General features: G+C 40.0%; 15 protein-coding genes. 5 read left to right on the top strand and 10 right to left on the bottom strand.

The window, feature by feature from the left end; all coding sequences use genetic code 11:
- Nucleotides 1-98 precede the first annotated feature (98 nt).
- Entirely contained in the window at nucleotides 99-1109 is a 1011-nt protein-coding gene (locus tag ACPZ3T_RS01095) for a calcium-binding protein (RefSeq protein ID WP_490273153.1), read from the top strand.
- Here the strand turns inward: ACPZ3T_RS01095 and ACPZ3T_RS01090 are convergent.
- A complete protein-coding gene (locus ACPZ3T_RS01090) occupies nucleotides 1106-1876 on the bottom strand; it encodes a pentapeptide repeat-containing protein (RefSeq protein ID WP_490273152.1) in 771 nt (256 codons plus the stop codon). The two genes, ACPZ3T_RS01095 and ACPZ3T_RS01090, sit on opposite strands and share 4 nt — an antisense overlap.
- 87 nt (nucleotides 1877-1963) lie before the next feature.
- Here ACPZ3T_RS01090 and ACPZ3T_RS01085 point away from each other — a divergent pair, with 87 nt between their 5' ends.
- Nucleotides 1964-2182, top strand: a complete 219-nt coding sequence (locus ACPZ3T_RS01085; RefSeq protein ID WP_490273151.1) for a hypothetical protein — start codon at nucleotides 1964-1966, stop codon at nucleotides 2180-2182.
- A gap of 225 nt (nucleotides 2183-2407) precedes the next feature.
- Here the strand turns inward: ACPZ3T_RS01085 and ACPZ3T_RS01080 are convergent, their stop codons facing one another.
- The 7 genes from ACPZ3T_RS01080 to ACPZ3T_RS01050 all read right to left on the bottom strand — a co-directional run bounded on the left by ACPZ3T_RS01080 (nucleotide 2408) and on the right by ACPZ3T_RS01050 (nucleotide 9260).
- Nucleotides 2408-2692, bottom strand: a complete 285-nt coding sequence (locus ACPZ3T_RS01080) for a hypothetical protein (RefSeq protein ID WP_490273150.1) — start codon at nucleotides 2690-2692, stop codon at nucleotides 2408-2410.
- 113 nt (nucleotides 2693-2805) lie between these two features.
- Complete coding sequence (locus ACPZ3T_RS01075) at nucleotides 2806-3768, bottom strand: chlorophyll a/b binding light-harvesting protein (protein WP_490273149.1); 963 nt, start codon at nucleotides 3766-3768, stop codon at nucleotides 2806-2808.
- A 183-nt stretch (nucleotides 3769-3951) separates the two neighbouring features.
- Entirely contained in the window at nucleotides 3952-4986 is a 1035-nt protein-coding gene (locus ACPZ3T_RS01070) for a chlorophyll a/b binding light-harvesting protein (RefSeq protein ID WP_490273148.1), read from the bottom strand.
- Between the two features lie 382 nt (nucleotides 4987-5368).
- Nucleotides 5369-6121, bottom strand: a complete 753-nt coding sequence (locus ACPZ3T_RS01065; RefSeq protein ID WP_490273147.1) for an alpha/beta hydrolase — start codon at nucleotides 6119-6121, stop codon at nucleotides 5369-5371.
- A 158-nt stretch (nucleotides 6122-6279) separates the two neighbouring features.
- On the bottom strand, nucleotides 6280-6792 hold the full coding sequence (gene fldA / locus ACPZ3T_RS01060; protein ID WP_490273146.1) for a flavodoxin FldA: 513 nt from the start codon (nucleotides 6790-6792) through the stop codon (nucleotides 6280-6282).
- A 15-nt stretch (nucleotides 6793-6807) separates the two neighbouring features.
- A complete protein-coding gene (locus ACPZ3T_RS01055) occupies nucleotides 6808-8238 on the bottom strand; it encodes a chlorophyll a/b binding light-harvesting protein (RefSeq protein WP_490273145.1) in 1431 nt (476 codons plus the stop codon).
- A gap of 2 nt (nucleotides 8239-8240) precedes the next feature.
- Nucleotides 8241-9260 (bottom strand): chlorophyll a/b binding light-harvesting protein, encoded by a 1020-nt coding sequence (locus ACPZ3T_RS01050; protein ID WP_490273144.1) that lies wholly within the window; start codon nucleotides 9258-9260, stop codon nucleotides 8241-8243.
- A 473-nt stretch (nucleotides 9261-9733) separates the two neighbouring features.
- Between ACPZ3T_RS01050 and ACPZ3T_RS01045 the strand changes: the two genes are divergently transcribed.
- From ACPZ3T_RS01045 to ACPZ3T_RS01035, 3 genes are all read left to right on the top strand, one after another.
- Nucleotides 9734-9934: a hypothetical protein gene (locus tag ACPZ3T_RS01045; RefSeq protein WP_490273143.1), complete on the top strand. Its 201-nt coding sequence runs from the start codon at nucleotides 9734-9736 to the stop codon at nucleotides 9932-9934.
- A gap of 1192 nt (nucleotides 9935-11126) precedes the next feature.
- The gene (locus ACPZ3T_RS01040; RefSeq protein ID WP_490273142.1) at nucleotides 11127-12422 is read left to right on the top strand and encodes an APC family permease; all 1296 of its coding nucleotides are present in this window, start codon (nucleotides 11127-11129) and stop codon (nucleotides 12420-12422) included.
- A gap of 11 nt (nucleotides 12423-12433) precedes the next feature.
- The gene (locus ACPZ3T_RS01035) at nucleotides 12434-12847 is read left to right on the top strand and encodes a secondary thiamine-phosphate synthase enzyme YjbQ (protein WP_490273141.1); all 414 of its coding nucleotides are present in this window, start codon (nucleotides 12434-12436) and stop codon (nucleotides 12845-12847) included.
- Between the two features lie 194 nt (nucleotides 12848-13041).
- On the opposite strand, the gene ACPZ3T_RS01030 is transcribed toward ACPZ3T_RS01035, so the two are convergent.
- Together ACPZ3T_RS01030 and ACPZ3T_RS01025 are read right to left on the bottom strand one after the other, a co-directional pair.
- A complete protein-coding gene (locus tag ACPZ3T_RS01030) occupies nucleotides 13042-13482 on the bottom strand; it encodes a PIN domain-containing protein (RefSeq protein ID WP_490273140.1) in 441 nt (146 codons plus the stop codon).
- On the bottom strand, nucleotides 13479-13754 hold the full coding sequence (locus ACPZ3T_RS01025; protein ID WP_490273139.1) for a hypothetical protein: 276 nt from the start codon (nucleotides 13752-13754) through the stop codon (nucleotides 13479-13481). The genes ACPZ3T_RS01030 and ACPZ3T_RS01025 overlap by 4 nt, the downstream gene beginning before the upstream one ends.
- Nucleotides 13755-13961 lie beyond the last annotated feature (207 nt).

The raw sequence follows: 13961 nt of genomic DNA, 5'->3' as shown, positions 1-13961 counted from the left end.
CAGCAATCTCAAAAATGTATTAAAATGTAGTTTTGTAGTACAATTTAATTTTGTACTCATTTTCCCTTGATAAATTTTGAATTTTTGAGGCATTACTAATGGTGAGAGGCATTATTAAATATTTAGGCAATGCTAATGATATTTTCCGCGCTACTATTGGCGATGATGATATTTATGGAGAAGGAGGTAATGATATTATTTATGGAAATAGAGGCAGGGATCAACTTTATGGTAATTCTGGTGAAGATAGACTATTAGGAGAAAGAGATGGTGATTATTTAGATGGTGGAACAGATAGCGATATTCTCGATGGTGGAGAAGGAAATGATTGGCTGTATGGAGGAGATGGAAATTACCAAGATCATTTATTTGGAGGAAATGGCAACGATTTTTTAGTAGGTGGTGACGGTAATGATTTCCTTTATGGTGATGATGGTTCAAGCCGATTTTATTTTGATGTTCCGGGAGCGAATCAAAGGGTTGAACGTCTGGATGATAATGATGAATTAATTCCAGGATGGTACTTTGATGATACTCTGCGAGGGGGAAAAGGAAATGATTTTCTGTTTGGAGAAGTGGGTAGTGATAAACTCTATGGAGATGAAGGTAACGACTATTTAGATGGTGGTGCAGGAGGAGATAAACTTTATGGCGGCACTGGTAATGATACCCTAGTAGGTAATGATGGTTGGGATACGTTGATAGGTGTAGATCGTACAGCTAGCCGTCCAGGATTATTTGAAATAGATGTTCTAATTGGTGATAATCCTATCGGTTCTTTTGGTATTGAAAGAGATTTGTTTGTACTGGGAGAAACCAATAAACTATTTTATGATGATGGCATTATCTACAGCAGTGGTATTCTTGATTATGCCATCATTAGAGATTTTGATAAAAATGAAGACACTATTCAGTTAACCAAATTGCCACAAAACCCAATTGGCTCACAGCCTCATTATCGCCTCGGAAGTTCTCCAATTGCTGGGGTACAAGGTACAGCAATTTATTATGATGATGGTATTAGTAATGGTTTGCCATCAGAATTAATTGCGATTGTGCAAGGTTCAACCAATCTCAATCTTGCTGATAGCTATTTTACCTATGTTTAAAAAGGTAAAAATTGCAGTAAGACTGAGCCGAGACTACCAACAAAATCAAAGAAACTGGGTTTACCTGCGCTGATTTTTTCTGTGTAAGGAGTTTGCAGTTCTTTGATAAAGGCTTGGGTAGTTTGTGTTCCTGTGGTGTTTTGCTGAGTGGTAAAGAGTTTTTCTGCTGTTTGAGCATCTGCGAGCGCGCCTGCTCTATCAAAAATTTGGTAGCGGGCGACACCACGGGCTAAATATGCACCTGCGTATTCTGGTTTAATGGCGATCGCTTGATTAAAATAATTAATAGCCTGTTTTTGATTGCCTTTTTCTGCCTCTGTTACACCCCAAGCATAAAATTCATCTGCTGTAGCAATTTGTAACGGTATACCTACCGCACCTTGAAAGTTCGCACCAACTACATAAGCACCAGTAAATTCTGTGTTCCCTAGATAAGTATTTCGCAAGTCAGCACTAGCGAGATTTGCACCGCCGAATTTAGCTGCACTCAAATTAGCACCAAATAAACCCGCACCAGTCAAGTTTGCACCCCGCAAATCTGCACCACTTAAGTTAGCACGGCTAAGATTCGCACCTGTGAGATTCGCACCACTTAAATTCGCTCCTGACAAATCAGCCATGACTAAACCTGCATTAGTTAAGTCACAATTTTGACATTGTTTAGTTGACAATAACTGTCTTAAATGGTCAGGATTTGCTGCTTGGACAGCATTTGTAAGACTAATACCAGTCAAAAATACGGAGGTTGCTAAAATTAGATTTTTCATAATTCCGCTAGCAAATTTTTCACTCAATACTTAGATTCAGCTAAGGTAAATATATACTTGAGCTATGATATGAGCAATTTGAGCCATTTGCCCTCAGTAAAGACCTACAGTAAGTACGTTGGCGTAAATAATTATTGTTGGAATAAGGCAGGGGGCAGGAGGCAGGGGGCAGGGGGCAGGGAGCAGGGAGCAGGGGGAGAAAGAGTTTTAGCCTTATTTATTTTTCTTCACATAGTTTGGTTTTATTGCACCGACTTACTTATCTTATTTCACACTGATTTGCGAGAGTGCGGGTTGTTCTGGTAGTGTCCCTGCCTAGGCTGTTGACTTTGTACCTTTTCAGGGGTAAAAAATTCATACACAATCCTTTTCTTCTTTAAGTAATGAGTAAATACCCATTACTCATTACCCATTACTCATTACTCATTACTTATTACTTATTACTTATTACTCATTACCCATTACTCATTACTTATTACCCATTACTCATTACTTATTACTTATTACTTAATATAAAATTTAATGTGATTGTCAACTTCTCTTCTCTAATTTCCAAACTCTGCCTTTTTGACAAGCATTACAAGCAGCAGTTTTTGGCTCAAAGTCAATGCAACCAATCGCCTGTTCAGAACAAGCTTTATAAGGATGTACTGTACATTTTAGCCGATAGTCCTTAGTGAAATATTCGCAATTGTGACAGGGGACTTGATGTAATTTCCAAATAAAACTGATTCCTTTTTTGCAAGTACTCCACATACTCCAAAGTAATAAAATCATGATTGCCCAAGCAGATAAAGCAAATAAAATTGTAGCCATCACTATTTGTTACTCCACAAAAAGTTTTAGGAAATTGCCTACAGTCAACTACTTTTAACTGTAGGCAGGGGAAGGAACTTGAGAATAGCTAGTGTTGAGGGAACTAGAAACGATTAGGAAATGCTATGCGCCCTCCAAGCGTGCCAAGCATAACCTAAGAAGGCTAATACCCCTAGAAAAAATTGAATATTGGCAGAAAATAAACGTTCTGAACCGTAAAATTCTGGTGGGAAAACGGTGGTGTTATATCCCACAAAGCTGGCAGAAATCCAAGCCATTAAAGCTAAACCCAGCAAACTGTAAGACAGGATTTCTTCACCATGTTCTATTGGTAAAATTCTTCTTACCCAACTAAATGGCTGTACGATAATATGCCATATACCGCCCAAAATTAAAATGACACCAATCCAAATATGACCACCAATGACATCTTCTAAATTGTCAACACTGGCTAGTCCTAGAGGATGCCAAACATTATCTTTTAACCCGACTAAATAACCAAAAATGATGCTTGGGTTAAGAGTAGGGTTAGTAATGAGGCGCACTTCTCCTAAATTGGTGTCATAAATGCCGCCAAAAAACATGGCTTTTAGTACGAGCAAGAATGCTCCTAAACCCAGAATAATTAAGTGATGTCCTAAAATTAAACTCAATTGTTTAGGGTCATTCCATTCATAATGAAATTTCGCTGCTCTGCCACCGTTATTGTATAAAATTGCGGGAGCGCGAAACACATGAAATAGTCCACCAGCACCCAACACGGCAGAAGCAATTAAATGCAATACGCCAATGACAAAATAAGGATAAGTATCAACTATTTCACCACCCTTTCCTACTCCCCACCCTAAAGCTGCTAGGTGTGGTAATAAAGTTAAACCTTGCTCATACATGGGGATGTCAGGAACAAAACGTAGCACTTCTGTAATGGTAGTTGTTCCTGCCCAAAACATAATTAAGCCTGCGTGGGCAATATGTGCGCCTAATAATTGACCAGATAAATCAGTTAAACGAGCATTACCAATTAACCAAGATAATTCTGTATTGGCTGCGAAAGTTTTATCAGTAGAAATTGCCACTGTTACCTATCCTTTCTAGAAAAGTGCTGAGTATGTAGAGACTCAGCACACTACCCTTATCCTTATCACTCTTCAGAGCGAGGTCGAAACTTAGAACTGACCGAATTTTAGATTTTAAATTTTGGATTTTGGATGTTGAATCTTCAATCTAAAATCTAAAATCCAAAATTGTTTGACTAGTCATTAATCAGCACTACCAATGGCGTTTAATGATTTTTCAATTTGTCTAAAGTCAACGCCAATAGCTCGGAGCGCGTGCCAGAGATGACCTTGTAAGAAGAAGAAAGCTAAAAAGAAGTGAGCATTAGCTAACCAAGCTCTAGCACTGTAAGCACCATTAGCTAACTTAACTGTATCGGCAAAATAAGGAGTGACACCAAATTTTAGTTCTAAGGGCGCGCCGTAGAACTCTACAGGGTAAGCTAAGGTGTTGACTGCACAAAAATAAGCGGCAACAAATCCAGCTAACGCAATACCACCTAAAGAGTAAGAAAGAATTGCCTCTCCAGAGAAGATTAAGAGCTTTTTCGCCCAGGGTAACGGCTCTTTGATGATGTGCCAAATACCCCCACCAATGAGGATTAAGCCTACATAAATATGTCCACCCACTAAATCTTCTAGGTTGTTAACAGTGACAAAGTGAGTTTGATAGCCATAGATAACAAAGGGGTTGAGGGTAGGATTGCTGACTACTCTGACAGCATGAGTTGTTGCATCATATAGTCCTCCCCAAAACATCGCTTTTCCTGCTAGGAATAAAGCTGCTACGCCTAGGAAAAGTAAGTGATGTCCTAAAATCAAACCCAATTGTTTGGGGTCGTTCCATTCAAAATGGAATTTCCTAGCCGAACCAGTACTGTTTTTTAAGTTGCGCGGCCCTTTGAAGGTATGAAAGAGCGCGCCTGCTCCCAAAACGGCAGAGGAAATTAAATGCAAAGCTCCAATGACGAAGTAAGGGTAAGTGTTGACTACTTGACCACCTGCACCGACACCAAAACCTAAAGTAGCTAAATGGGGTAACAAGATCAATCCTTGTTCACCCATTGGGATATCAGGTTTGTAACGAGAGATTTCAAACCATGTAAACGCGCCTGCCCAAAGGGTTGTGAGTGCAGCTTGGGCTACGTGTGCGCCGATAAATAAGCCAGAGAGGTCGGCAAAGCGGGCATTACCAACCCACCAATCATATTTGATGTTGGGATTATCGTATGTCTGCATTGGTTGCTAATCTATAAGGTTGTTGCTAGAAATACTCAAGTAAGCTGTCATGGGTTGATTAACTTCAACATCAGAAATTTAAGATAAAGAACTAGTACAAAAAGGCAAAAGTAAAAAAAGAAGGCTGATTTTAGATGCTTGCTTGATTTAGGCTGTGGTGTACTAGGATTTAATGCTGAAAGTTAACAGTTGATATTTGCTGCTTACACATTTATTTTATTGAAAAATATTCTTAATTACAACTGTTTTTACAAAAGTTTACATTTAATGTAAATGGTGAATTGAAATGCAAAAAATCGGCGAAAATCTTCCATTTCGTCGCTGTCAAAATAATGAATATTAAATTACATAGGGGAGTATTTACACCCCTAATAAATATTAATTAATTACCCATAGTTCTTAAAATGATGGGACGGGGAGACATTAATTCTACATGATAGGGTTGCCAAAAATCTAACATTCTTTCACCGACTTGTTGAGCATAAAAATAGTGAAAAAAATGATAGCCTTTAGGGCATTCCCAGAGATGATCTTCTGGCTTAAAATAATGTAACCAGTTGTATAATGCTGGTGGATTAACAATGGGATCATTCTTACTACCGCAGATCATCATCGGCATAGAGACACCACCTTGAGGTAACTCAATCAACTTGAAAAGAGAGTGTAACAAGGGGGTTTGTTCTAAATCCTTATCTAATACAGCTACTAACTTTTTAGTAGTATTATGCGGTTGTTCTCCGAACAGATGACGAACACTACAGGCTAACACCTGCTCACGACTCATTGTAAATAATTGTCTTTGGAGATAATAATGAGCGTGCCAAGTATTTGCAGGTTGAGAGGCTACAGCTAAGAGAATAAGCGATCGCACTTTTTGAGGATATCGCCGCGCATAAGTTAAGGCGATCGAACCACCCGCACCATGACCAGCTAAATTTATGGGATGAGGACACTGTGACAAAAACTCATGCAGTAAAGTGACCGCCTCATCTATGGAACTACCCTCATCCTGACTAGAGCGATATTCCCACTGAGCCACATTCACATATTGCGATATGTATTGTAGTAAAGGCTTATCGAAACGCTGCAATGCTGGGCTAGAACTAATCCACACAACATCAAGATCATCAGACATAAAAACCCTAAAACCCCAAAAACTAAAATTAAATAACCACAAATACACACAGATAGTTTTCAAAACTCAGCATTCCGTAAACCCTAGCGCAACTTTGTATTGAAAAACTCAATTGTCTGTGTGCATCAGTGGTTAAACATCAGGTACAAATAATCAAACTACAAACCAAATTCTCTCTTTAACTGAGACACCCAAGCTTTGATGCGCTCATCAGTTAAATCAGATTGATTATCTTCATCAATCGCCAAACCAACAAACTTGCCATTTCTTAACGCCTTAGAATCGTTAAAATCATAACCCTCAGTAGGCCAATAGCCTACAGTTTTACCACCGCGTTGGGAAATCTTTTCTTCCAAAATGCCGATTGCATCCTGAAAATTATCGCCATAGCCCATTTGATCACCAGTGCCAAAATAGGCGACCATCTTACCACTAAAATCCATCTCATCTAAGTCTGGATAAAAGCCTTCCCAATCGCTTTGGAGTTCACCAATATTCCAAGTAGGACAACCAACAATTACATATTGATACTCATCAAAATCACTAGTATCGGCTTGGGAAATGTCGTGTAGTGTCACCACTCCAGTACCAAATTCATCCCGAATAATTTCCGCCACAGATTCAGTTTTACCCGTTTGAGTACCGTAGAATAAACCAATTTTTTTCGACATCTTGACACCTTAAATTTAGAAAAACAAACTGCTATTAGTTACAAGCAAATAAGCAAAGAAAGCTCCGCCACAGCTACCAACAATCCAACCAGCATTAAACTCACTCCAAGACTTAGGAGTTTTGAGATTTTCTGGTAGCTCACCTTGGGGAGATTTGCCTTCTTTGAGCCATGAGCGGCCATACAGCCACAGGCAAACTGATAAAATCAATAACAAACCAATAGTTGCGAGTAATCCAGCTTGATTGGCTAACTCTGTATTCCGCAGAGGGCCTAACTTGACAAAGGGGCCAAGTAAGAAATAACCATGCGCCATACCAATTTCTAAGCCACGGGCAAAGGGAGACAAACCCGGACGATAAATTGGCAGATTTACCAACAACTTCAACGTCAAATCAGAAGTATTAATTGGCGTTTGCAGGTTTCCTAGTTCTGGGGTATCCAGATAGTTGACTACTCCCTGTTCAAAATTCAATCCAGCATCTAAAACACGCACTCTCAAAGCGTGCCAAATATGACCAGATAGAAACACAATTGCTAAAGCAAAATGGGCTGTGGCTAACCAAGTCCGAACCGAAACCACCCCTGATGTACTACTTAATCCCAAAGGGCCATAGAACTCTGTCGGATAAACGGTGTCGTTAACAGTCACAAAGTAGGCTGCTAATAAACCCATATAGGCCAAAGCACCAAGGCTATAGGATAAGTAAGCCTCACCAGACCAAAAAAGTACTTTTTTCGCCCAAGCAAAAGGTTGAGTCAAGATATGCCAAAATCCGCCACCGATGCAGAGAATACCTACCCAGATATGACCACCAACAACGTCTTCTAAGTTATTGACAGCAGCCATTCCTTGCTTGCCAAATGCACCAAAGAGATAGCCAAAAATTCGAGTTGGGCTAATAGTAGGTTCTGTGATGACTCTGACATATGCAACTGCGGGATCATAAAGACCACCCCAGAATAAAGCTTTTGCTACCAAAAGCCAAGCACCTACACCTAATAACAATAGGTGAATGCCAATGATTGTGGTCATCTTGTCTTCATCTTCCCAGTCGTAACCAAAGAAACCAGGAAATTGATTGTTTTCTGGTAATACTTCTGGCCCCAAAAGAGCGTGATAAATGCCACCCGCAGCCAGTACCGCCGAACTGACCAAATGGACTACACCAATCACGAAATAGGGATAAGTATCAATGATTTGTCCCCCATCACCAACCCCAAATCCTAGGGTGGCTAAATGGGGCAGTAAAATTAACCCTTGTTCGTATATGGGTAGGGAGGGGTTGTATTTGGTGATTTCAAATAAAGTCATTGCCCCAGCCCACAGGACAATTAAGCCTGCATGGGCAATGTGCGCTCCTAATAGCCGACCTGAGAGATTGATAAACCTAGCGTTACCTGCCCACCATCCATATTGTTGGGGGGTGATTGTTGCTGTAGCCATAGTTAGATTACCTCCCCACGGGTTGGACGTAGAACTTTCCCGGTGCGGAAATCAAAACCCGCAGCGCGGAGGGCGTGCCAGAGATGGCCTTGCAGGAAGAAAAAGCCTAACCAAAAGTGAGCATTTGCTAACCACACGCGAGAGGATAGTAAATCTGCACTTTGGAAGTAAGGGAAGCGGTCAAACCCAATACTTAACGCTGGCCCGAAAAACTCTACAGGGTAAGCCAGTGTGTTGATAGAGACAAAATAAGCAGCTATCAAACTCATTAAGCTTAATGCACCTAAGCTATAGGAAAGATATGCTTCTCCTGACCAGACAAATAGGCTTTTAACAAATCCTGAAGGTTGAGTAGTAATGTGCCAGATACCCCCTGCTATACAAAGAATACTGACCCAAATGTGACCACCAACCAAGTCTTCGAGATTATCGACTCCAGCTATCCAATATTTATGACCACCAAGTAGGTAGCTAAAAATAGTTGCAAAGTTCCAAGTCGGATGAGAAATAACTCGCACTTCTCCTAGTATGGGGTCGTATAACCCTCCCCAGAAGACAGCTTTGACAACTAGTAAGCCAGCACCTAGACCTAGTAAAACTAGATGAATACCTAAAATAGTCGTCATTTTATTGGCATCTTGCCAACGGTAGCCAAAGAAAGCAAATCTTTCTTCTAAGATGGCGGGGCCGCGGAGAGCGTGAAAAATTCCGCCTATACCCAGGAAGGCAGAGCTAATCAGGTGTAATACTCCTATCACAAAGTAGGGATAGGTATCTACAACTTGACCGCCACTACCTACACCCCAACCCAGAGTTGCTAAGTGGGGTAAAAGAATTAAGCCTTGCTCGTACATTGGTTGCGAGGCCTGAAACCGGGCTAGTTCAAATAAGGTGGTTGCACCTGCCCAGAGTACAATTAAGCCCGCATGAGCTACGTGCGCTCCTAACAGTCGCCCTGAAAGATTAGTTAAGCGGGCGTTCCCTGACCACCAGGGTATCGAGTCCGGGGATTGTACAGCCATGCTTGTCATGTTGTCATTTCCTGGAATTTTGGGAAATAGGTCTGATCTTTCTCTGGCTTATTGAGATAGTTATTCAATAAACTTTGGCAATATCCTATCAGATTTATTGAGATAGATTTTCATTAGTTCAAGATGAAGTTTTGTAAAAATTAAGTTAATATTATAAAAATCCCTATTTTGCAGGGGTTTCAGGGATTTTTTTTCGTAAAATTTTTGCATTACTACCTAGATTGCAATTTATTAGTTTAGAAAGATTACTAATAAGGTATAGTAGATCCTCAAAAACGTTGAATAATACAGCAGGGAACAGGTTTGAAATTCTCTATCTGAAATCTGCTGTATATGGTGGATGCGATCGCTACCTGTGGATAGAACAGGATTACTATCGAAAGGTATAAGACTTCCTCAGAGCATCATGCCAACATGATAAATAATTACCGCCGTCAAACGCCTACCCACTTACAAGCGGATTCATGAACAAAACAACGGACAACAGATTGAGTTCTGGAATGAGTGATGAAGATTGGTTCAACTTAGGAAAGTCAGATGCTTGGGCGAGAAAGCCTAAAGTTCCACCAGAACAAAATGCTCAAGCTGCTAGTATGTACGATTTAGGTTACAGCGAGGGAGAAATTACAACTCCCCCGACGCAAACTGAGTTTTTGTCAAAATAAGCGATCGCTAAATCTTAGATAGTATCCCAAATTTTTCAAAACTTAAAAATAAATGAGCAAATACTCTCAAGACACAATAACCAAAATCATATGTTTATTTAGCTGTTGAAGACAGATATATTAAAGCTTGAGGCTGAATTATTCCTGATCAAACAAGTAAAGTTTATTTGCAGAGAACACCACACTAATCTATAAGTGCTAATCTATTAATTGAAGCTACAAAGCTTCCCTGGCAGATGTAACAGCTAGAGTCTAAAGTTAGTATAAGAGGTAAAAAACGCTGTTTAATTTCATGTCTGTCTCGTTAACAACCGACAACACCCAACGCGAACGTTAATATTTCCTCAAATATCTGAAAATGAGGGCAATGTATTTGATTTCATGACTTAGTTTGATGAAACTGATTACATCCCTAATTAAAATCAACCAAGAGAGGAAATCGTTGTAACTAGTAGATGTTTGGGTGTTGTTGTATATATATGAATAAGATTTAATTGTTGATAAATAACCCAGTTTTTGACATCAAACTGGTTTTTTTTGAGCTTAGAAACATAAGTAAAGTTTGATTGCGAAAACATCAGATAAGATTTATAAGTGCTAATCTATTAATTGAAGCTACAAACAAAGCTTCCCTGGCAGATGTAACAGCTAGAGTCCAAATTAGTATAAGAGGTAAAAAACGCTGTTTAATTTCATATCTGTCTCGATAAAAACTAATAACACCCAACGCGAAAGTTTCTATTTCCTCAACTTTGAAAAATGAGGGTAAGGTAATTGTCTTGCTTGTATTAAAGCAATTGAACTGATTACATCCCTAGCTAGAATGCACTAAGAGAGGAAAGGATTAAAACTACTAGATGTTGGGTGTTATTTGATAATTCGTAATTCGTAATTCGTAATTCGTAATTCGTAATTCGTAATTCGTAATTCGTAATTCGTAATTCGTAATTGACTGTTGATTATTGTTAGTGGTAAGTCCGGGTTGAGGGGATGCTAATAAAATCAGGAGTTACGCAAATATCACAATCGATAGTTGGTGCGTGACTAAAAATTCTCCCTTGTCTCCCTTGTCTCCCTTGTCTTCCCCTGCCCCCCTGCCCCCTGCCCCCTGCCCCCTGCTCCCTGCCCCCCTATTCCCTATTCCCTACTTGATCTGCAATGATATCTTCAGATAAATAGGGAGATATGCAAAATGTCTGTCACCAATTCACCTCCCCAACTCAAACGAGAATTAGGGGTTTTCGGTGCGACACTCATGGGTTTGGGTTCGATTGTTGGTACGGGTGTATTTGTGAGTATTGGGATTGCGGCTGGTATTGCCGGGGCAGCCGTGATTTTAGCTGTAGCAATTGGGGCAATTGTCGCTATTTGTAACGGACTCAATAGCGCGCAACTAGCAGCTAATCATCCCGTCAGTGGGGGTAGTTATGAATATGGTTACAAATATCTTACGCCTGCTTTTGGTTTTAGCGCAGGTTGGATGTTTTTAGTAGCTAAGACAGCTTCGGCGGCGACGGCTGCTTTGGGGTTTGCTGGTTACTTACTCAATTTGTTGGGTGTGAGTTCCAGTTGGGTAATTCCTGTAGCTGTTTTAGCTGTAGTAATTATGACTTTAGTAGTTCTAAGTGGGATTAAACGTTCTAATCTCACCAATATTCTCATTGTCTCAGTCACATTGTTATCTTTGGGTTTCTTTATCGTGGCTTGTTTCCCTGGGGCTGTAGCTCAGGGAGTGAAAAATTTTACTCCTTTCTTTGGTAGTTCTCTCGGTGATGTGCTTCATGCTAGTGCTTTGATGTTTGTGGCTTACACAGGCTATGGAAGAATTGCCACGATGGGGGAAGAAGCCCGCTCTCCTAGAGAAACGATTCCCAAAGCCATGATTGTTTGTTTATGTGTAACGATGTTGCTGTATATGACAGTGGCGACAGTGGGTATTGGGGCTGTGGGTGTGGAGACTTTAGCGAATGCCACAACCCAGACAAAAGCCGCACCGTTGGAAGTTGTAGTTCGCAGTGTAGGAGGTAGGGGTGCGGCGATAGTTTTGGCGATTGGTGCAGTCACAGCGATGTTAGGCGTGTTGTTAAACTTAATTTTGGGGTTATCTCGCGTATTATTGGCGATGGGTAGACGTGGAGATGCTCCTAGATTTTTAGCACGTTTGAATCAACAACAAACCGCACCTCAAGCGGCTGTGATAGTGGTAGGAATAGCGATCGCACTTTTAGTATTATTAGGCAATGTCAAAACTACATGGTCATTTAGTGCCTTTAGCGTTTTGATTTACTACGCCATCACCAATTACGCTGCTTTACGACTGCCTGCTTCAGAACGCCTGTATCCTGTGTGGATAGGTTGGATAGGTTTGTTATCTTGTCTATTCCTAGCTTTTTGGGTAGAGTCTGGAATTTGGCAAATTGGTTTAGGATTGATTGTAGCAGGATTAATTTGGCATAAAGTCAGGCGATCGCTCTTTCAACACAATTAAATTTGTTCAAGATGACTCACTACCAAAAACTTCTCAGAATTACTACTAACGGTAAGTCCTTTCACAACATTACCGCCAAAATCGAGTCAATAGTGGCCGAATCAGGAGTTGAAACCGGACTATGTACGCTATTTTTACGCCACACTTCTGCTAGTTTAGTCATTCAAGAAAATGCTGATCCTGATGTGCTGGTTGATTTAGCGAACTTCATGGCTAAACTTGTGCCAGAATCAGGACAATATATTCATGATGCCGAAGGTGCTGATGATATGCCGGCACATATTCGCACAGCACTAACTCACACTTCTGAGCATATACCTATTAATCGCGGTCATTTAGTTTTAGGAACTTGGCAAGGAATCTATATTTGGGAACATCGCTACCATAGTCATAGCCGGGAATTAGTCGTCCATATTTCTGGATAAAGCTGATTATCCCATCAAGACAAAAATATTCAGTGCGATCGCCTTGCCAAAATCGCCGTAAAGTTGCTCTAGAAGTGTGAGCATCTTGCCACCAACGCGCCGTAATAGTTTTCGTCCACCCAAGACGTTTTCGCGCCTTATCTACAATTGCCAATCCAGTCGTTGATGCTTTGAGCGAGTTTGAAATATATCTGTTAAGTGAGCAGATCGTCTATATTTTGGCTTAAAGAGAGCTGTTGTAATATCTGATTCACAGAGAATACAGGAATAGAAGCACCCGCAAATTTAGTATCACGAGTCACAATTGCATCTAAATTTTGAGCGATCGCACAAGCAATTTGTACAGCATCTTCAAAATCTGTAATACCAGAAATTAGAGCAGCTTCAAGAGTAGAACGATCAACTAGACAAATCTCCATAGTAGCCATGATCATTGAGATTGCTTGTCTTGCACGCTCGATACTTTGGGTTTGTCTTTTAGCAACGTAGAATATATCAGTTAAAGTTGTTGCCGTCACATAACCAACAATTTCTCCAGAACTGATTGCTTGAAACAATCTTTGTGCATCTGAAAAGAATGGATTTCTTTCTAGTAGAAAATCTAAAATAATATTTGTATCAACTAAGACTCTCATTGTAGATATTTTTCTACTAGACGTTGTTCTAACATGGCTTGCACTTCGCTATCTGTAGGTGCAGGCTGATCCGTTTTGAGAAATCCACGCATTTGGTTAATTACATTTGCCCTATTTTTACCTAAGTGTTCTTGATGTGAAATATCAAATTGCTTTTGTTCTAAATTATCGTTATGTTCACGCTGGAGTGATTCGATAATTAGAGTGATTAGAGTGAGGCGATCGCTTGTTGATAATTTATCAATCTGTTCTTTGAGTTCTTGCAAAGTCATATAGTTAGTTTGAATAATGTTGATAATTGAATTTTAATCAATAATAATGATAAGTGTTCTCTGATTATCAATTTCTATATAGCCTTTCTTACCCTAGTGAAGTACAAACGACAAAATTAAACGCAGATGGACACAGATAAACGCGGATAAATTTGTACCTCAGCAGACTAAGAAACGCTATAAAATAAGCTAATTCTTTAGGTAATT

This window comes from Aliinostoc maniaoense (genome assembly GCF_058172895.1).
The sequence above is the reverse complement of the archived record's forward strand: the minus strand, read 5'-3'. Positions and strand labels throughout refer to the sequence as shown.